Source organism: Thermomonospora cellulosilytica (assembly GCF_014138835.1).
Taxonomy (GTDB): domain Bacteria; phylum Actinomycetota; class Actinomycetes; order Streptosporangiales; family Streptosporangiaceae; genus Thermomonospora; species Thermomonospora amylolytica.
Map to the genome: position 1 here is coordinate 5,620,818 of NZ_JACJII010000001.1, position 18,093 is coordinate 5,638,910.

Genomic DNA, 18,093 nt, shown 5'->3' on the forward strand with positions numbered 1-18,093 from the left:
GTCGTTCCGCCGCAGCGGCCTGTGCCGCAGCCGGAGGAAACGGGCACCCGGGGACCTGCCACGTAGTACACCGAGCACATGTCACAGAACGGCACACCCGGACAGAAGGGTTACTCGTTCGTTACAGGTCCGTGCCCGAAGAAGACCAGCTAGCGACGCATTCCGTCACGCTGGGTGAACACATGGCGGCCCCAACCAGGGGTCAGCCCGCCGCTCCCCCGCCGGACCCCGCCGCGCCGTCGCCCCCCGAGGCCCCGCCCGAGGCGCCCTCGGCCGACTCGCCCAGCGCCCCGGCGACCACCGCCTCGGCCACCGCGCGCATCGTCATCCGCCGGTCCATCGACGTCTTCTGGATCCACCGGAACGCCTGCGGCTCACTCCACCCGTTCAGCTCCTGCAGCAACCCCTTGGCGCGGTCCACCACCTTGCGCGTCTCCAGCCGCTCGGTCAGCGTCGAGACCTCCGCCTCCAGCGCCCGGATCTCGTCGTACCGGCTCACCGCCATCTCGATCGCCGGCACCAGGTCCGTCTTGGTGAACGGCTTGACCAGATAGGCCATCGCCCCCGCCTCGGTCGCCCGCTTCACCAGCTCGCGCTGCGAGAACGCGGTCAGGATCACCACCGGCGCGATCCGCTCCCCGCAGATCCGCTCGGCCGCGGAGATCCCGTCCAGGACCGGCATCTTGACATCCAGGATCACCAGGTCGGGCTTGAGCTCCGCGGCCAGCCGCACCGCGGCCTCCCCGTCCCCGGCCTCGCCGACGACCTCGTACCCCTCCTCCTGCAGCATCTCCTTGAGATCCAGCCGGATCAGGGCCTCGTCCTCTGCGATCACAACACGTCGAGCGCTCTCGGTCACGCGCACGAGACTACCGGGACGCGCTACCCTGGACCTCAGCCGGTCCCTATGTGAGCGGCCGTCTCGCGCAAGGGCGCCCGAGATGCCCGTATTGCCCCGGTAGCCCAATCGGCAGACAGGCAGCACCCTCAAAAGGTGAACAGTGTGGGTTCGAATCCCACCCGGGGCACACATTCCAACCGCCACCACTCTCGGCGGCGGTTTTGTCATACCCGGCCGCCATACTGGCCGACATGCACCCCCAGGAAATCGTCGATCGCGCCCTAGAGTTAAGCCGTAGTGGACTGACCGATCGAGAGGTCGCCCTCAAGTGCGGCATCTCGGTGGGGGCTCTGCGTCATTGGCGCCGCGGCGACCGACGCGCTCCCGACGGCCGTGACCGCGTGACGAAGGCGCAGTGTCCCCGCTGCCATGACCGCCCGCTGGACGGCCGTGCCTATGCCTACCTCTTCGGGCTCTACCTGGGTGACGGCCACATCGTCCGGACCGGGAACAGGGGCGTGTACCGGTTGGAGATCTACTGTGATGACGGATGGCCGGGCATAGCCGCCGAGACAGCGCAGGCCATCGCCGCGGTCATGCCCGGCTTGAAGGTCGGTCGTCGTCAACACCAAGGTTGCAGCGGAGTCGGCGCCTATTCCAAACACTGGCCCTGCGTGTTTCCACAACACGGACCTGGGATGAAGCACACCAGGAGGATCGCGCTCGTCGAGTGGCAACAGGCGATCGTCGAAGAGCACGCCAGGGAGTTCGTCCGGGGGCTGATCCACTCGGACGGGTGCCGATGCATCAACCGGGTACGGCGCCCGCTCAAGGACGGCGACCGCTGGTACGAGTACCCCCGCTATCTCTTCAAGAACGCGTCCGACGATATCCGCCGCCTCTACACCGACGCGCTCGACCGTCTCGGCATCGCCTGGAAGCAGAACAACGTCCGGGAGATCTCCGTCGCGAGACGGGATGCGGTGGCCCGGTTGGACGAGTTCGTCGGTCCCAAGTACTGAGCCGACGTCGTCCCCCACCCGCCCGGTGGCCGTACCTGCGGCGACCGGGCCGGTGCGTGACGGGATGGCATGCCTGTACCCGCCCGATGGGAGGCCGGGGCGGGCACTGCGCCTTGGTGGTCGCGGCGATCGGAACGGACGAAGGCGCGTGCGCGGTGGAGGGGCGCTTCCACCGCGTACGCGCCTGTCGGAGGCTCCGGGTCAGTGGCGCATGGCGATGGCGTCGCCGATGCGGTGGACGCGGAGGGCGTTGGTGGAGCCGGGGGTGCCGGGGGGCGAGCCGGCGACGATGACGACGCGGTCGCCCTTCTGGCAGCGGCCGATCTCCAGGAGGGCCTGCTCGACCTGGCGGACCATGTCGTCGGTGTGGTCGACGTGGGGGACGATGAAGGTCTCCACGCCCCAGACCAGGGCGAGCTGGCTGCGGGTGGCCTGGACGCTGGTGAAGGCCAGCAGGGGGATGGGCGAGCGGTAGCGGGACAGGCGGCGGGCGGTCTCGCCGGACATGGTGAAGGCGACCAGGGCCTTGGCGCCGACGATGGCGCCGACCTCGGCGGCGGCGCGGGCGATGGCTCCGCCGACGGTCTCGGGGACGCGTTCGAGGGAGTGGACGGCGCGCAGGCTGGCCTTCTCGGCGGCCAGCGCGATGCGGCTCATGGTCTTGACCGCCTCGATGGGGTACTGGCCGACGCTGGTCTCGCCGGAGAGCATGACGGCGTCGGCGCCCTCGAAGATGGCGTTGGCGACGTCGGAGGCCTCGGCGCGGGTGGGGCGGGGCGCGGAGATCATCGACTCGAGCATCTGGGTGGCGACGATGACCGGGCGGGCCTTCTCGCGGCAGAGTTCGATGGCGCGCTTCTGGACGATGGGGACCTGCTCGAGCGGGAGTTCGACGCCGAGGTCGCCGCGGGCGACCATGATGCCGTCGAAGGCGTTGACGATCTCGGGGAGGGCCTCGACCGCCTGGGGCTTTTCGATCTTGCCGATGAGGGGGACGCGGACGCCCTCCTCCTCCATGATGCGGTGGCAGATCTCGGCGTCGTCGGGGGTGCGGACGAAGGACAGGGCGATCATGTCGACGCCGAGGCGCAGTGCCCAGCGCAGGTCGCGTTCGTCCTTGTCGGTGAGGGCGGGGACGCTGACGGCGACGCCGGGCAGGTTGAGGCCCTTGTTGTCGGAGACCATGCCGCCGACGACGACGCGGGTGTGCACGCGGGGGCCGTCGACGGAGGTGACCTCGAGGGCGACGCGGCCGTCGTCGATGAGGACGGTGTCGCCGGGGGCGACGTCGCCCGGCAGGCCCTGGTAGGTGGTGGAGACCTCCTTGCGGGTGCCGGGGACGTCCTCGGTGGTGATGGTGAACTCGTCGTCGAGCGTGAGGCGCACCGGTCCCTCGGCGAACCGTCCGATGCGGATCTTGGGGCCCTGCAGGTCGGCGAGGATGCCGACGCCGTGGCCGGTGGCGTCGGAGGCGGCGCGCAGGTGGTGGTACACGGCCTCGTGGGCGGCGTGGTCGCCGTGGCTCATGTTGAGGCGGGCCACGTCGATGCCGGCTTCGACGAGGGCGTGGATCTGCTCGGGGCTGGAGCAGGCGGGGCCGATGGTGCTGACTATCTTCGCTCGACGGGTCACGGACACAACCCTAGGTAGTTACCGGCGGGTACGTGTATCTGTGCTGGGCAACGTCCCCGAATCTTCACCGATTGGTCTAGTCCTGGGGTCTAGACCTTTGCGGAGGGTGACCTGTCAGCTCCGGAACGCCTCGACGGCGGCCTGGCAGAACGCCTTGAGGTCGTCGGGGCGGCGGCTGGTGACGAGGGTGTTGGGTCCGTCGTGGCAGACCCGGACCTCCTCGTCGACCCAGTGGGCGCCGGCGTTGCGCAGGTCGGTGCGCAGGCTGGGCCAGCTGGTGAGGGTGCGGCCGCGGACGACGTCGGCCTCGATGAGGGTCCAGGCGGCGTGGCAGATGGCGGCGACGGGCTTGCCGGCCTCGAAGAAGTCCTTGACGAACCGCACGGCCGCGGGCTGGGTGCGCAGGTGGTCGGGGTTGGCGACGCCGCCGGGGAGGACGAGGGCGTCGAACTCGTCGTGGCCGGAGACCTCCACGGTGGTGTCGACCTGGAAGGTGTCGGCGGCCTCGAGGTGGTCGAACGCCTGGATGCGGCCGGACTGGGTGGACACCAGCAGGGGGCGTCCGCCGGCCTGCTCGACGGCCTGCCAGGGTTCGACGAGTTCGACCTGTTCGGCGCCTTCGGGGGCGACGAGGAACGCGACGGTCCTGCCTTTCAGTTCGTCGGTCATGGGAAACTCCCGTGTTCGCTATGCCTTGCTCGTACCGGTTCGTCTCGGGGGTGCCCGCGCAGGCAGGTGGTATGCATGGGGCATGTCACGTTCGGCGTATCGGGAGGGGCCCGCGCCGGAGGGGTTCGGGTTCGCGTGCGTGTGGACGCATGCGCGGGCCGCGGGTGACGCGCCGTTCACCCAGTTGGTGGTGCCGGACGGGTGCGTGGACGTGGTCTGGTCGGACTGGGACGGCCAGGTGATCGTGGCGGGTCCGGACACCGGTCCGCGGCCCGCGGTGGTGCCGGCGGGCGGCCGGATGGCGGGGGTGCGGTTCCGGCCGGGTCTTGCGGCGCCGGTGCTGGGGGTGCCGGTGGACGCGGTGCGGGACGGGCGGGTGCCGCTGGCGGAGCTGTGGGGCGGTGCGGCGGACGCGCTGGCCGAGCGGCTGGGGTCGGCGCCGGATCCGGTGGAGGTGCTGGTGCGGGCGGTGGGCGAGCGGGTCCGCGCCTCGGGGGTTCCGGCCGATCCGCTGGCTCCGGCGCTGGTGGAGGCGTTGGCGGGGTGCTCGGTGCGGGACGCGGCGGCGCGGCTGGGGGTCAGCGAGCGGCAGTTGCGGCGGCGGGCGATCGCGGCGTTCGGGTACGGGCCGAAGACGGTGCAGCGGGTGCTGCGGTTCCAGCGGGCGTTGCGGCTGGTGCGCGCCGGGGTTCCGGCGGCGGAGGCGGCGTTCGCGGCGGGCTATGCCGACCAGGCCCATCTGGCGCACGAGGTGCGCGCGTTGGCGGGCGTGACCTTGGGTGAGCTGGTCGGGTGACCGCGGCGGAGTGAGGATCGCCCGACCGGCCGTCTCGGGGTCCGGGGGTGTCCCGGGCGGGCGTGGTCAGCCGAGCCGTCCGTAGGCGCGGAGGGTGATCAGGCGTTCGACGGTGGTGTGCCCGCGCCATTCGTGGCCGGTGATGGGCGTCCAGATGGGGAAGTTGACGTGCCAGCCGCCGTCGTCGTCCTGGGCGTCGACGAGGGCGTCGAGGTGCCGTTCGATGAGGGCGTCGTCGAAGAGGCGGCGGGCCAGGCAGTGGGGCGTGGGGGCGTAGTCGAGGGGGAAGTGGGCTTCGCCGGGGGCGTGGGGGTCGAGGGCGACGCAGTCCAGGAGGGGTTTGCGGAGCCGTTCGAAGGCGGCGTCGGCGCGGTCGCGGTCGGGAACGTGCTCCAGGAACGTCAGGACGGCGTACGCGACGTAGGGGGTCACGTCGGTGAGGTCGTCGATGGCGTTCCAGCAGAAGTCGGTGGCGCGCGCCGGCCAGGGGTGGTCGTGGCCGATGCGGTGGAGCTGCCCGGCGAGGGTCGCGGTGGGGACGAGTGATCCGGGCGGGTCGTCGGGGGTCTGCCACCAGGGGGCGTGGGGGGTTTGGCGGACGGTGGGCAGGACGAACGGCACTCCCCCGTCGGGTGTGGTGATGGTGGTGAGGTGGTCGCAGAGGCGGTCGACGGCGGGGTCGTCGTCGGCTCCGGCCTCGTGGAGGATCTCGAGGGCGTGCTGTGCGGGCACGGGCTGGCTGGCGTCGCCTCGCAGGTCGGGTTCCAGGGCGTTGCCGTATCCCCCGTCGGGGTTCTGGTAGGGCCGCAGGGCGTCGACGACGGCCGCGGCGGCTCCTCCTTTGAACAGGTGCTGGAATCTGCGGCGTTCCAGCGGGCGCGCGTTGAGCCACAGGAAGCGTTCGGCGGCGTCGAGCCGGTCGGCGGTCAGCGTCTTCATGGCGACGACCCTAGGCGGGGCCCGGTCGGGGGGTCTTGCAGGAATCGGTCACCCTGCCGCCCGTGGTGAGCCAGGCGAAGAGGGCGATCTCCAGTTCGAGGCGCCGGTCCGGGTCGTGGAGGGTGTCGCCGAGGAGGCCCTCGAGCTGGTGGAGGCGGTAGCGGACGGTCTGGGGGTGGACCTGGAGGCGGCCGGCGACCTCGGTGGCGTTGAAGCCGCAGCGCAGGCATTCCAGGAGGGTGCGGGCGAGGCGTTCGCGCCGGGAGGGGCTCAGGGCGAGGAGGGGGGCCAGGCGCAGTTCGGTGACGCGGGCGACGAGGTCCTCGCAGTGCATGACGGCCAGGGCGGGCAGGTGGTCGGCGGCGTGGACGAGGCGGTCGGCGGGCAGGACGCCGCGGCGGGCGAGGTCGAGGGCGCGGCGGGCCCAGTGCAGGGAGCGGGCGGCGTGGACGGGCTCGACGGGCGGGCCGGCGGCGGCGAGTACGGCGCGGCGGCCGTCCGGCTCGGGGACCAGGACGCAGGGGTCGCGGCGGTCGAGGTCGGCGAGGACGTCGCCGGGCAGGGCGGGCGGCCGGTAGGGGCCGTGGCCGCGTTCGTGGAGGGCGACGGCGCACAGGGTGCGCGGGAGGGGCCAGCGGGCCAGGCGGGCCTGGTCGGCGAGGGCCTGCGGGGTGGCGGTGCCGGAGATCAGCAGGTCGACCAGGCGCCGGCGGCGGTGCCGGCGTTCGGCGGCGGCGCGGGCGGCGGCCTCGGCGTGGCCGCGGGCGGCGGCCTCGGCGAGGACCTCCAGGTAGGCGAAGATCGCCTCGGCGAGGTCGCCGAGGGCGGTGCGGGTGATGCCGAGCCGGTCGGAGGCCTCGCCGAGGGCGCGGACGGCGAGGCGGGCGCCGAGGCGGAGGGCGGTGTCCCAGGCGTCGAGGGTGCGGCCTTCGCGGGCCTCGCCGTACCCGATGTCCCGGAAGAGGCCGAGGGTGTCGTCCCAGGGGGTGTCGGGGTCGGCGATGAGGTCGACGAAGTGGCGGATGGCGTGGTCGACGGCGCCGCGCAGGACCTCGTCGTAGGCGGGCCGCGCGTATTCGGGGACCTGCCGCCGGATGGCGGTGGCGGCTTCGTCGATGACGGCGGGCAGGTGGGGGCGCAGGTCCCGGGCCAGGTGCGGGGGCACGTTGCGCCAGGGGCGGGTGCTGTGGTCGTGGAGGGTCAATCCGTTCACCCCGGGGAGGCAGGTGCCTGAACGCGCAGCACCGTAGCCGTCCTCGTCTCGGGCGGGCCGTCCACGATCCCACGAGTTCACGGGGCGGGGTTGTCACCCGGGTGAGTGCCCCGGGACGCGACGAGCCCCCGCCGCGGGGGCGGGGGCTCGCTGCGGATGCGGACCGCGTCAGGCGATGGGCCGGGCGGTCGGCGGGATCGGGTACGGCAGCGCGGTGCTGCCGGACAGGTACGCGTCGACGCCCGCGGCGGCGGCGCGGCCCTCGGCGATGGCCCACACGATGAGCGACTGGCCGCGGCCCATGTCGCCGGCGACGAACACGCCGTCCACGGAGGTGGCGTAGTTCTTGTCGCGGGCGACGTTGCCGCGCTGGTCGAGTTCCACGCCGAGCTGCTCGAGCAGGCCCTCGCGCTCGGGGCCGAGGAAGCCCATGGCGAGGGTGACCAGCTGGGCGGGGATCTCCCGCTCGGTGCCGGGGATCGGCTTGAACCCGGTCTGCGGGCCCTCCACCCCGACGACCTTGAGGGCCTTGACGTGCCCGTTCTCGTCGCCGACGAACTCGACGGTGGACAGCGCGTACAGGCGCTGGCCGCCCAGTTCGGCGAGCTCCTCGTGGGCGCTCTCGACCTTGTAGAGCATCGGGTAGGTGGGCCACGGCTGGCTGTCGGGCCGGCCGGCCGGGGGCTTGGGCATGATCTCCAGCTGGACGACCGAGCGGGCGCCCTGCCGGATGGCGGTGCCCACGCAGTCGGCGCCGGTGTCGCCGCCGCCGATCACCACGACGTCCTTGCCCGCGGCGGTGATCTTCGGCTCGGCGTAGTCGCCCTCCTGGACGCGGTTGGCGTCGGGGAGGTACTCCATCGCCTGGTGGATCCCGGCCAGCTCGCGGCCCGGGACGGGCAGGTCGCGGCGGACGGTGGCGCCGCCGGCCAGCAGCACCGCGTCGTAGCGTGCGCGCAGCTCCTCGGCGGTGATGTCGACGCCGACGTGCACCGAGGTCTTGAACTCGGTGCCCTCGGCGCGCATCTGGCCGAGCCGCCGGTCCAGGTGCCGCTTCTCCATCTTGAACTCGGGGATGCCGTAGCGCAGCAGCCCGCCGACGCGGTCGGCGCGTTCGTAGACGACCACGTCGTGGCCGGCGCGGGTGAGCTGCTGGGCGGCGGCCAGCCCGGCGGGGCCGGAGCCGATCACGGCGACCTTCTTGCCGGTCTTGACGGCGGGGGGCCGGGGGGTGACCCAGCCCTCCTCCCAGGCCCGGTCGATGATCTCGGCCTCGACCCGCTTGATGGTGACGGGGTCGGAGTTGATGCCCAGCACGCACGCCGACTCGCACGGGGCGGGGCACAGCTTCCCGGTGAACTCGGGGAAGTTGTTGGTGGCGTGCAGCCGTTCGATGGCCTCCCGCCAGTCGTGGCGGTAGACCAGGTCGTTCCACTCGGGGATCAGGTTGCCCAGCGGGCAGCCCTGGTGGCAGAACGGGATGCCGCAGTCCATGCAGCGGCTGGCCTGCTTCTCCAGCCTGTCGCGGCCGAAGTCCTCGTAGACCTCGCGCCAGCTCCTGATCCGCACGTCGACGGGACGCCGCTTGGGGAGCTCCCGCGGAACGGTCAGGAAACCCTTCGGGTCGGCCATGGTGGAACCCCCCTCTCTCAGCCCTTGCTGGCGGCCATGATGGCCTCGTTGACGTCGCGGCCCTCGGCCTCGGCGCGGGCCTTGGCCTCCAGGACGCGCTTGTAGTCGCGCGGCATGATCTTGGCGAACCGGCCGAGCGCGGCGTCCCAGTCGGCCAGCAGCCGCTCGGCGACGGTGGAGCCGGTCTCGGTCAGGTGCCGTTCGACGATGTCGCGCAGGAACTCGCGGTCGGCGTCGTCGAGCTCCTCGATCTGCACCATCTCCGGGTTGACCCGGACGGGCACCAGGTCGAGCACGTAGGCGATGCCGCCGGACATGCCGGCCGCGATGTTGCGGCCGGTGGGGCCGAGGATGACGGCGCGGCCGCCGGTCATGTACTCCAGCGCGTGGTCGCCGACGCCCTCGACGACGGCGGTGGCGCCGGAGTTGCGGACGCAGAACCGCTCGCCGACGATGCCGCGGGCGAACAGCTCGCCCGAGGTGGCGCCGTACAGGATGACGTTGCCGGCGATGATCTGCTCCTCGGCGGCGAACGGCGCGGCCGGGTCGGGGCGCACCGTGATGCGGCCGCCGGACAGGCCCTTGCCGACGTAGTCGTTGGCGTCGCCGATGAGCCGCAGCGTCACCCCGCGCGGGACGAACGCGCCGAAGGAGTTGCCGGCCGACCCGGTGAAGGTGATGTCGACGGTGTCCTCGGGCAGCCCGGCGCCGCCGTGCCGCAGCGTGATCTGGTGGCCGAGCATGGTGCCGACGGTCCGGTTGACGTTGCGGATCGGCAGCTCCAGCTTGACCTTCTCGCCGCGTTCGATGGCGGACTCGGCGAGCTGGATGAGGGTGTTGTCCAGCGCCTTCTCCAGCCCGTGGTCCTGGCTGGTGACCCGGCGCAGCGCGGTGCCGGCGGGCAGCTCCGGCTTGTGCAGGATCGGGGTCAGGTCCAGGCCGGCGGCCTTCCAGTGGTCGACGGCCCGCTCGGTGTCCAGCAGGTCGATCCGGCCGATGGCCTCGTCCAGCGAGCGGAAGCCGAGCGCGGCGAGGTACTCGCGCACCTCCTCGGCGATGAACTCGAAGAAGTTCACCACGAACTCGGGCTTGCCGTTGAACCGCTTGCGCAGCTCGGGGTTCTGGGTGGCCACGCCGACCGGGCAGGTGTCCAGGTGGCAGACCCGCATCATCACGCAGCCGGACACGATCAGCGGCGCGGTCGCGAAGCCGTACTCCTCGGCGCCCAGCAGGGCGGCGATGATGACGTCGCGGCCGGTCTTCATCTGCCCGTCGGTCTGCACCACGATCCGGTCGCGCAGCCCGTTGAGCAGCAGCGTCTGCTGGGTCTCGGCCAGGCCGAGCTCCCAGGGGGCGCCGGCGTGCTTGATCGAGGTCAGCGGGGACGCGCCGGTCCCGCCGTCGTGACCGCTGATCAGCACCACGTCCGCGTGGGCCTTGGACACGCCCGCCGCGACCGTGCCGACCCCGACCTCGGCGACCAGCTTCACGTGGATGCGGGCGGCCGGGTTGGAGTTCTTCAGGTCGTGGATGAGCTGGGCCAGGTCCTCGATGGAGTAGATGTCGTGGTGCGGCGGCGGGGAGATCAGGCCGACGCCGGGGGTGGAGTGCCGGGTCTTGGCGATCCACGGGTAGACCTTGTGGCCGGGCAGCTGGCCGCCCTCGCCGGGCTTGGCGCCCTGGGCCATCTTGATCTGGATGTCGTCGGCGTTGGTCAGGTACTCGGCGGTCACCCCGAACCGGCCGGACGCGACCTGCTTGATGGCGCTGCGCCGCAGGTCGCCGTTGGGGTCGGGGGTGAACCGCTCGGGGTCCTCACCGCCCTCGCCGGTGTTGGACTTGCCGCCGAGCCGGTTCATCGCGATGGCGAGGGTCTCGTGCGCCTCCGCGGAGATCGACCCGTAGGACATCGCGCCGGTGGAGAACCGCTTGACGATCTCGCTGGCCGGCTCGACCTCCTCGATCGGCACCGGCGGCCGCTCGCCCTCCTTGAGCCGGAACAGCCCGCGCAGCGTCATCAGCTTCTCGGACTGCTCGTCGACCAGCCGGGTGTACTCCTTGAAGATCTCGTACCGGCGGGTGCGGGTGGAGTGCTGCAGCTTGAAGACGGTCTCGGGGTTGAACAGGTGCGGTTCGCCCTCGCGCCGCCACTGGTACTCGCCGCCGACCTCCAGGGTGCGGTGGGCGGGCTCGTTGCCGCCGACCGGGTAGGCGCGGCGGTGCCGCTTGGCGACCTCCTCGGCGATGACGTCGAAGCCGACGCCGCCGAGCCGGGAGGTGGTGCCGGTGAAGCAGCGGTCGATGACCTCCGAGCCCAGCCCGATGGCCTCGAAGATCTGCGCGCCGGTGTAGGAGGCGACGGTGGACACGCCCATCTTGGACATGATCTTCAGGACGCCCTTGCCGTACGCCTTGACCATGTTGCGGGCGGCCTTGGCGGGGTCGAGGCCGGGCAGCGCGCCGGTGGCGATGAGGTCCTCGACGGTCTCGATCGCCAGGTACGGGTTGACGGCGGAGGCGCCGTACCCGATCAGCAGCGCCATGTGGTGGCACTCGCGGGCCTCGCCGGTCTCCACCACCAGGCCGACGCGGGTGCGGGCCTTCTCGCGGATGAGGTGGTGGTGGACGGCGCCGGTGAGCAGCAGCGCCGGGATGGCGGCGCGGGTGCGGTCGGCGCCGCGGTCCGACAGCACGATGATGCGGGCGCCGTCCTCGATGGCCGCCGACACCTCGGCGCAGATCTCCTCCAGCCGCCGCTGGAGGGCCTCGCCGCCGCCGTCGACCTCGTACAGGCCGTGCACGACGTGCGCCTGCAGGTGCGGCAGGGCGCCCTCGTCGTTGATGTGGACGATCTTGGCGAGCTCGTCGTTGTCGATGATCGGGGTGGGCAGCACCAGCCGGCGGCAGGACTCGGGGCCGGGCTCCAGCAGGTTGCCCTCGGGGCCGAGGGTGGACTGCAGGGAGGTGACCAGCTCCTCCCGGATGGCGTCCAACGGCGGGTTGGTGACCTGCGCGAACAGCTGCTTGAAGTAGTCGAACAGCAGCCGCGGCCGGTCCGACAGCACGGCCAGCGGGGTGTCGGTGCCCATCGACCCGATCGGCTCGGCGCCGGTCCTGGCCATGGGGGTGAGGATGACCCGCTGCTCCTCGATGGTGTAGCCGAACGCCTGCTGGCGCTTGACCAGCGCCTCGTGGTCGGCGATCTCGCGCTGCCGGGTGGGCAGCTCCTCGAACCGCACCAGGCCGTCGGCCAGCCACTGCTGGTAGGGGTGCTCGGCGGCCAGCTCGGCCTTGATCTCGTCGTCCTCGATGATCCGGCCGGCGGCGGTGTCGACCAGGAAGATCCGGCCCGGCTGCAGCCGGCCCTTGCGCACCACCTTCTCGGCGGGGATGTCGTCGAGCACGCCGGACTCGCTGGACAGCACCACGAAACCGTCGTCGGTCACCCAGAACCGGCCCGGGCGCAGCCCGTTGCGGTCCAGCACGGCGCCGACCACGGTGCCGTCGGTGAAGGTGACGCTGGCCGGGCCGTCCCACGCCTCCATCAGGGTGGAGTGGAACTCGTAGAACGCGCGCCGCGCCGGGTCCATCTCGGCGTGGTTCTCCCACGCCTCGGGGATCATCATCAGCACCGCGTGCGGCAGCGACCGGCCGCCCAGGTGCAGCAGTTCCAGGCACTCGTCGAACGAGGCGGTGTCGCTGGCCTCGATGTCGATCACCGGGTAGATGCGGGACAGGTCCCCGGGGATCAGGTCGGACTTCAGCAGCGCCTCACGGGCCCGCATCCAGTTGCGGTTGCCCTTGACGGTGTTGATCTCGCCGTTGTGGGCGATGAACCGGTACGGGTGCGCCAGCTCCCACGCCGGGAACGTGTTGGTGGAGAACCGCGAGTGCACCAGCGCGATGGCGGTGTCGTAGCGGCGGTCCGACAGGTCGGGGAAGAACGGCTCCAGCTGCGGGGTCGTCAGCATCCCCTTGTAGACGATGGTCCGCGACGACAGGCTGGGGAAGTAGACGGCGACGTCCTGCTCGGCGCGCTCGCGCATGCAGAACACCACGCGGTCCAGCTCCAGGCCGGTCTTGCCGGCGTGCGGGCCGTCGCCCGCGGCCGTCACGAACAGCTGGGCGAAGTGCGGCATGGTCCGGCGGGCGGCCGGGCCGCAGAAGTCGGGGTCGTGGGGCAGCTCGCGCCACCCCAGAACGGTCAGGCCCTCCTCGGCGCACAGCGCCTCCACGTGGGCGACGACCTTGGCCCGCTCCGCGCCGTCGACCGGCAGGAACGCGGTCCCGGCGGCGTAGGAGCCGACCGGGGGCAGCTCGAAGTCCACGACCTCGCGGAAGAAGGCGTCGGGGATCTGGGTGAGGATGCCGGCGCCGTCCCCGTCGTCGGGCTCGGCGCCGACCGCGCCGCGGTGGTCCAGGTTCCGCAGGACGGTCAGGGCCTTGCCGACGATGTCGTGGCTCTTGCGGCCGTGCATGTCCGCGACCATGCCGACGCCGCACGCGTCGTGCTCGTTGGCCGGGTCGTACAGCCCCTGGCGCGGGGGCATGCCAGGTGTGAGGGCAGCAGCCGTCATCAACCCTCCCGTCATCGTGTCACTGCTTACGTGTCAGTGCAGTCCGGGACGGCGCTGGCCCTTGCTGCTTTCCTTACCGGAAGACTATCCCACCGTCGGGAAGGTTGCCGAGCAGGCAAGATCGCTCGCCGGTCGGCCGGGTCCTCCGGTCCCGCCCGGTATACCCGGCTCCGGCGGAGCCCACGCCACATCGCGTTGTACGGATCCGCTTCCTCGCATCCCGACGGAACCACCGACAAGTGGTTTAGACCAGCATAGCCGGGACCGAACCGATGCAAATCACCCGGTTCGGTGATCATCCTCACCGGAGGGTCGCCTCGGGGTGCGACTTCTCACAGCGCGTTCACGGCGCGTTCGTATTCCCGGGCGCGGTCACAGCGCGGCGGCCGCACGGCCCAGCACCGCGGGCGCCTTGCCGCCCTCGATCAGCAGCGCCAGCAGCGCCTCGTCGGTGGGGTCGCCGGTCCCGTCCAGCCGCTGCGCCCAGGCGATCACCGCGTAGTGGCCCATCGCCAGGCCCCGCGCCGCCCCGAAGCCCTGCCCGAACCGGGCCAGCTCGTCGGGGGCCGGGCTGGCGGTGACCCCGCCGGGGACGTCGGTCAGCGGGCGGACGAACCCGCCGCCGCGGACCTGGCCGAGCGCCGCCACGAAACGGTCGGCATCGGCGGAGGTGTTCAGATTGAGGATCGTGACGCTGAGCGCGTACCCCTTCTTGGTGTCGGCGTACATGCCGCGGACGGCCTGGCTGCAGCCGCCCCGGCGCAGCTCGTCGGCGACCGCCGAGCCCCACACCGCCTGCGCGCAGTCGGCGTCCAGCCGGCTGCCGACCAGTTTCAGCCGGGCGCCGGCCTCCTTGACGGTCAGGGTGCGGTCGGATTCGGGGAACGCCTCCGCCTCGGTGAGCGGCCTGGCGTCCTTGGCGCGTTCCGCGATGCCCCGGTAGGCGTCCGTGGACGGCGAACTGGAGTAGGACTGCGGCGACGACCCGCTGTCGGCGGGCCGCCCCACCGACACCGCCGGACCGCCCTGCGCCGGCCGCTCGTCGCCGCCGGAGACGGCGATCAGCACCACGACGGCGATGACGACGACGGCCACCAGCGCCACGGCCGCCCCGAAGAACGCCTTACCCGACCCCGGCCCGCGCTTCACCGGACCGCTCCCCGGCCGCCGGGGCGGCTGCTCCGCGGCGGCCCGGTCGGGGGCTTCGGGAGTACGGGGCCGCGGACGCCCGGAGGCGCCGCGCCGCAGACGGTCCAGGATCCCGAGCCCGGGAAGGCCGAAGCCGCCGGCGCGCTGCCGGGACGTGGACGCACTGCCGCGGACACGACCGGAGCCGTCACGCGCCGCGCGTGCCGTCTCGTCGCGGGACGGGCGTTTCGGCGCGCCCCGCCGTGAACGGTCGGAGCCGGCGCTCGAGGGGCGGCGTTCGGCGTCACGCGGCCGAGAGCCCGCCGGGGCACCGCGCCGCGGACCCTCCTGGCCGGCGCGTTCGGGCCGAGCCGGAGCGCCGCGGCGGGAACGGCCGTCGGCATCCCGGGGAACGCCCTGCGGCGGGGTCCCGCGGCCCGGGCGGGGCGGGGCGGGCGGCCGGGGGTCGCCCGCCGGGGCGCCGCGCCGCGGCTGGGCGGCCGGGCGGGGACGGCCGTCGCCGCGCCGCGCGGCCTGCGGGCCGGTGCGGCGGGCGCCGGCGGGCCTGCCCGTGTCGTCGTTCCTCACCTGCGGGGAGAGCGGTCGTGGCGGATCAGTTGGTCCTCCTGTCGGGCAGCAGCTGCATCCGTCCCCACACGAAGTCGCCGGGCTTCTCCACCGCCAGGCTGATGTCGATCAGCTCGCTGAGCCCGCGGGCGGGCTCGGTGCCGCCGGCCCGCTGCACCCACGCGACGACCAGGTAGTGGCCGTAGATCTGGCCGTAGGCGGCGCTGTACCCGCGGCCGAAGTCCTTCACCCCCGGGGCCTCCAGCGGCACCACGAAACCGGCCTGGGCCTGCGGGTTGAGGTCGCGGGAGATCTGCTCGGCGCCCGCCTGGTCGGCCAGGTTGACGGCGAAGAACTGGCCGACGTGGGCCTTGTCGCGGCTGACGTACGCGCCGCGCACGATCTGGTTGCAGCCGTGCTTGTCCAGGTCCGCCTGGAGACGCTCGCCCCAGGTGACGGCCTTGCAGTCGGCGGACACGTGCGAGCCCGCCAGCGTGAACGCGTAGTTGCGGTAGGTCACCGACTTGGTGGCGGCGGTGAAGACCTCGCCCTCGGTCAGCGGACGCGGGTCGGCGGTGCGCCTGGCGAGCCCGGCGGTGTCGGCGTTCGGCGCCTGCGGCGTGTAGACGGTGGGCAGCACCTTGGCCGGGCCGGCGGCGTCCTTGTCGTCGCCGCCCATCAGCACCACCCCGACGACGACCGCGGCGACCACGACGACCGCCGCGACCGCGATCGCGATGAGCGGCATGCCGGAACGGGACCGCCGCCGCTGCTGCGGGGCGTCGCCCGGCCAGAAGTCGTCCTGCGCGGCCTTGCGCGTGGTCATGCGCGAGCCCGTCTCGCTCACTTCGCCTCCGGTTCGCACGGGTCGATCAGCAGCGGTGAGCTTATCGCCCAAGCGGGGCACGGGGTGCCGAAAAGGCGCTTTCCGTCAGGCCCCGCCGGCCGACGCGCCCGGCCGCCGCCACGTCACGTCACCCGTGACGGCGGCCGGGCCCGTCCGTGTCCTTCCCGCGGCGGCCGTTCAGTCCTTGACGGTCTCGGCCTTGCGACCGGCCGTCCGCCGCCCGGCGCCGCCCTCGTCCTCGTCGCTCGTCTCCGCAGGCCCCGGAACGTCCGCGGAACCGTCCGTCTCCCCGGCGCTCCCGGAGTCCACGGCCACCTCGGCCTCGGTTTCCTCAGCCTCGGCTTCCTCGGCCTCGGCATCAGCAGCCGATCCGGCGCCTCCACCGCTCGCGGAGTCCCCGGCGTCCTCCGACTCCGCAGAGTCCTTGAGGCTCTTGGACTCCGCAGAGCCCTCAGGGCCACGGTCCTCAGCGCTCTCGGAGCCCTCGGCACCCTGCTCCTCGGAGCCTTCGGCGGCCGCAGGGCTCTCGGCGCTCCGATCGTCGGCGCTTTCAGAGCCCCCGGCGCTTTCGCTGGCCTCGGCGCTTTCAGCGGCTTCGGCGCTCTTGACGACCTGAGCACTCTCAGCGGCCTCGGCGACCTCGCCGCTCTCGGCCACCTGGATGCCCTCGGCGGCCTCGGCGCTCTCGGTGTCCGGAAGGCTCACGGCGTCCTGAGCGCTCACGGCGTCCCGAGCGGTCTCATCGGCCTCGCCACTCTCGGTGGCCTCGATGTCCTCATCAGCCTCAGAGCTCTCAGACACTGGGGCGTCCTCGGAGACCTGGGCGCTCTCAGAGACCTGAGCCCCCTCAGGGACCTCAGCGTTCTCAAGGGCCCGGCCGCTTTCAGCGGCCTGGGCGCTTTCGGAGACCTCGGTGCTCTCGGGCGCCCGAGCGTTTTCGGTGGCCTGGGCGCTCTCGGTGCTCTGGGTCTCGGTGCTTCCAGAGGGCTCGGGGCTCTGGGCGTCCTCGGCGCTCTGAGCCCCGGTGCTGTCGGAGGTCCCGGTGTTCTCGGCGTCGGGCTCCTGCCGGGGCTCCTCGGTCTCATCCCGCACGCCCCCAGCGGTCTCGGGGCGCTGAACGCCCTCCGCCTCGTCGGGCTCTTCGGACGAGGTGTCCTCGGCCTTGTCGGGCCGGTCCGCCGACGCGGTGGGCTCGGTGGCCGGGGTCTCGGCGGTGTCGTCGGACTCCTCGCTCTTGGCGGCGGCGGTCGCCGCGGACGCCCCGGCCCCGGCGGGAACGGCCGGAGCGGCGGGGTCGACGGCGCCCTTCACCGTGACCGCCTCAGGGGTGGTGCGGGTACGGGCCCACCACAGGTAGGCGACGGCGCCGGCGAACACCAGCAGGGAGGTCCAGTTGTTCAGGCGCATGCCGAGGATGTGGTGGGCCTCGTCGATGCGCAGCGACTCGATCCAGAAGCGGCCGAGGGTGTAGCCGGCGACGTACAGGGCGAACGTGCGGCCGTGGGTGAGCGTGAAGCGACGTCCCGCCCAGATCACCACGAACGCCAGCGCGATGCACCACAGCGACTCGTACAGGAAGGTCGGGTGGTAGGTGGCGACGTCGGCGTAACGCGGGTCGACGGTGTTGGTGCCGGGCAGCTTGGGCCGGTGGTCGGGGTCGATCTCCAGGGCCCACCAGGCGTCCAGCGGCCGGCCGTACAGCTCCTGGTTCCACCAGTTGCCCCAGCGGCCGATGCCCTGGGCCAGCGCCAGGCCGGGGGCGATGGCGTCACCGAGGGCCAGCACCGAGATGCCGCGGCGGCGGCAGCCGATCCAGGCGCCCACGCCGCCGAGCACGATGGCGCCCCAGATACCGAGCCCGCCGCGCCAGATCTGCAGGGCGGCGACCGGGTCGCCGCCCTCGCCGAAGTACCGCTGCCAGTCGGTGAGCACGTGGTAGAGCCGGCCGCCCAGCAGACCGAACGGCACCGCCCAGACCGCCACGTCGATCACCGCGCCGGGCGTGCCGCCCCGGGCGGTCCAGCGCCGTTCGCCCAGCCAGACCGCCACCACGATGCCCAGGATGATCATCAGGGCATAGGCGCGCAGGGGGAACGGCCCGAGGTGCCAGACGCCCTCGTCGGGGCTCGGAATCGTCGCAAGGGGCTGCATGAGCGTTGACGTTACCGCTTCCGGGCCACCGTGTCGGCCGCTCCCCGCAGGCCGGTCCCAGGCAGGTCCCAGGCAGGTC

The 18,093-nt window shown here is 72.6% G+C and carries 12 protein-coding genes and 1 tRNA gene; 3 read left to right on the forward strand and 10 right to left on the reverse strand.

Annotated elements, in window-relative coordinates:
- Nucleotides 1-202 precede the first annotated feature (202 nt).
- On the reverse strand, nt 203-865 hold the full coding sequence (locus HNR21_RS26510) for an ANTAR domain-containing response regulator (protein WP_312881300.1): 663 nt from the start codon (nt 863-865) through the stop codon (nt 203-205).
- An 87-nt stretch (nt 866-952) separates the two neighbouring features.
- Between HNR21_RS26510 and HNR21_RS26515 the strand changes: the two genes are divergently transcribed.
- Both HNR21_RS26515 and HNR21_RS26520 read left to right on the forward strand, forming a co-directional pair.
- A tRNA-Leu gene (locus HNR21_RS26515) sits at nt 953-1,028 on the forward strand.
- Nucleotides 1,029-1,092: 64 nt separating this feature from the next.
- The gene (locus HNR21_RS26520) at nt 1,093-1,863 is read left to right on the forward strand and encodes a helix-turn-helix domain-containing protein (RefSeq protein ID WP_182707347.1); all 771 of its coding nucleotides are present in this window, start codon (nt 1,093-1,095) and stop codon (nt 1,861-1,863) included.
- Between the two features lie 201 nt (nt 1,864-2,064).
- Here the strand turns inward: HNR21_RS26520 and pyk are convergent, their stop codons facing one another.
- Together pyk and HNR21_RS26530 are read right to left on the reverse strand one after the other, a co-directional pair.
- Nucleotides 2,065-3,495, reverse strand: a complete 1,431-nt coding sequence (pyk, locus tag HNR21_RS26525; protein WP_182707348.1) for a pyruvate kinase — start codon at nt 3,493-3,495, stop codon at nt 2,065-2,067.
- Nucleotides 3,496-3,609: 114 nt separating this feature from the next.
- The gene (locus tag HNR21_RS26530; RefSeq protein ID WP_182707349.1) at nt 3,610-4,164 is read right to left on the reverse strand and encodes a type 1 glutamine amidotransferase domain-containing protein; all 555 of its coding nucleotides are present in this window, start codon (nt 4,162-4,164) and stop codon (nt 3,610-3,612) included.
- Between the two features lie 82 nt (nt 4,165-4,246).
- Here HNR21_RS26530 and HNR21_RS26535 point away from each other — a divergent pair, with 82 nt between their 5' ends.
- A complete protein-coding gene (locus HNR21_RS26535; protein WP_182707350.1) occupies nt 4,247-4,960 on the forward strand; it encodes a helix-turn-helix domain-containing protein in 714 nt (237 codons plus the stop codon).
- A 66-nt stretch (nt 4,961-5,026) separates the two neighbouring features.
- Here HNR21_RS26535 and HNR21_RS26540 read toward each other — a convergent pair whose 3' ends face one another.
- The 7 genes from HNR21_RS26540 to lgt all read right to left on the reverse strand — a co-directional run bounded on the left by HNR21_RS26540 (nt 5,027) and on the right by lgt (nt 18,014).
- Nucleotides 5,027-5,899 carry a hypothetical protein gene (locus HNR21_RS26540; protein ID WP_182707351.1) on the reverse strand — a complete coding sequence of 291 codons (873 nt, stop codon included), beginning with the start codon at nt 5,897-5,899 and terminating at the stop codon, nt 5,027-5,029.
- Nucleotides 5,900-5,909: 10 nt separating this feature from the next.
- Nucleotides 5,910-7,112, reverse strand: a complete 1,203-nt coding sequence (locus HNR21_RS26545) for a PucR family transcriptional regulator (RefSeq protein ID WP_312881304.1) — start codon at nt 7,110-7,112, stop codon at nt 5,910-5,912.
- Between the two features lie 168 nt (nt 7,113-7,280).
- Nucleotides 7,281-8,744, reverse strand: coding sequence for a glutamate synthase subunit beta (locus tag HNR21_RS26550; protein ID WP_182707352.1), 1,464 nt, complete (start codon nt 8,742-8,744; stop codon nt 7,281-7,283).
- Between the two features lie 17 nt (nt 8,745-8,761).
- Entirely contained in the window at nt 8,762-13,321 is a 4,560-nt protein-coding gene (gene gltB / locus HNR21_RS26555) for a glutamate synthase large subunit (RefSeq protein ID WP_182707353.1), read from the reverse strand.
- Between the two features lie 372 nt (nt 13,322-13,693).
- Nucleotides 13,694-14,470 (reverse strand): hypothetical protein, encoded by a 777-nt coding sequence (locus tag HNR21_RS26560; protein WP_182707354.1) that lies wholly within the window; start codon nt 14,468-14,470, stop codon nt 13,694-13,696.
- 592 nt (nt 14,471-15,062) lie between these two features.
- Nucleotides 15,063-15,842 (reverse strand): hypothetical protein, encoded by a 780-nt coding sequence (locus HNR21_RS26565; RefSeq protein WP_182707355.1) that lies wholly within the window; start codon nt 15,840-15,842, stop codon nt 15,063-15,065.
- Nucleotides 15,843-16,040: 198 nt separating this feature from the next.
- On the reverse strand, nt 16,041-18,014 hold the full coding sequence (lgt, locus tag HNR21_RS26570) for a prolipoprotein diacylglyceryl transferase (protein WP_182707356.1): 1,974 nt from the start codon (nt 18,012-18,014) through the stop codon (nt 16,041-16,043).
- Nucleotides 18,015-18,093: the final 79 nt, after the last annotated feature.

What these genes read in the sequence shown, in the direction of transcription:
- lgt (WP_182707356.1), bottom strand. Translation starts at nt 18,014, where the DNA reads ATGCAGCCCCTTGCGACGATTCCGAGCCCCGACGAGGGCGTCTGGCAC.
- HNR21_RS26540 (WP_182707351.1), bottom strand. Translation starts at nt 5,899, where the DNA reads ATGAAGACGCTGACCGCCGACCGGCTCGACGCCGCCGAACGCTTCCTG.
- HNR21_RS26565 (WP_182707355.1), bottom strand. Translation starts at nt 15,842, where the DNA reads ATGACCACGCGCAAGGCCGCGCAGGACGACTTCTGGCCGGGCGACGCC.
- HNR21_RS26530 (WP_182707349.1), bottom strand. Translation starts at nt 4,164, where the DNA reads ATGACCGACGAACTGAAAGGCAGGACCGTCGCGTTCCTCGTCGCCCCC.
- gltB (WP_182707353.1), bottom strand. Translation starts at nt 13,321, where the DNA reads ATGACGGCTGCTGCCCTCACACCTGGCATGCCCCCGCGCCAGGGGCTG.
- HNR21_RS26535 (WP_182707350.1), top strand. Translation starts at nt 4,247, where the DNA reads ATGTCACGTTCGGCGTATCGGGAGGGGCCCGCGCCGGAGGGGTTCGGG.
- HNR21_RS26520 (WP_182707347.1), top strand. Translation starts at nt 1,093, where the DNA reads ATGCACCCCCAGGAAATCGTCGATCGCGCCCTAGAGTTAAGCCGTAGT.
- HNR21_RS26550 (WP_182707352.1), bottom strand. Translation starts at nt 8,744, where the DNA reads ATGGCCGACCCGAAGGGTTTCCTGACCGTTCCGCGGGAGCTCCCCAAG.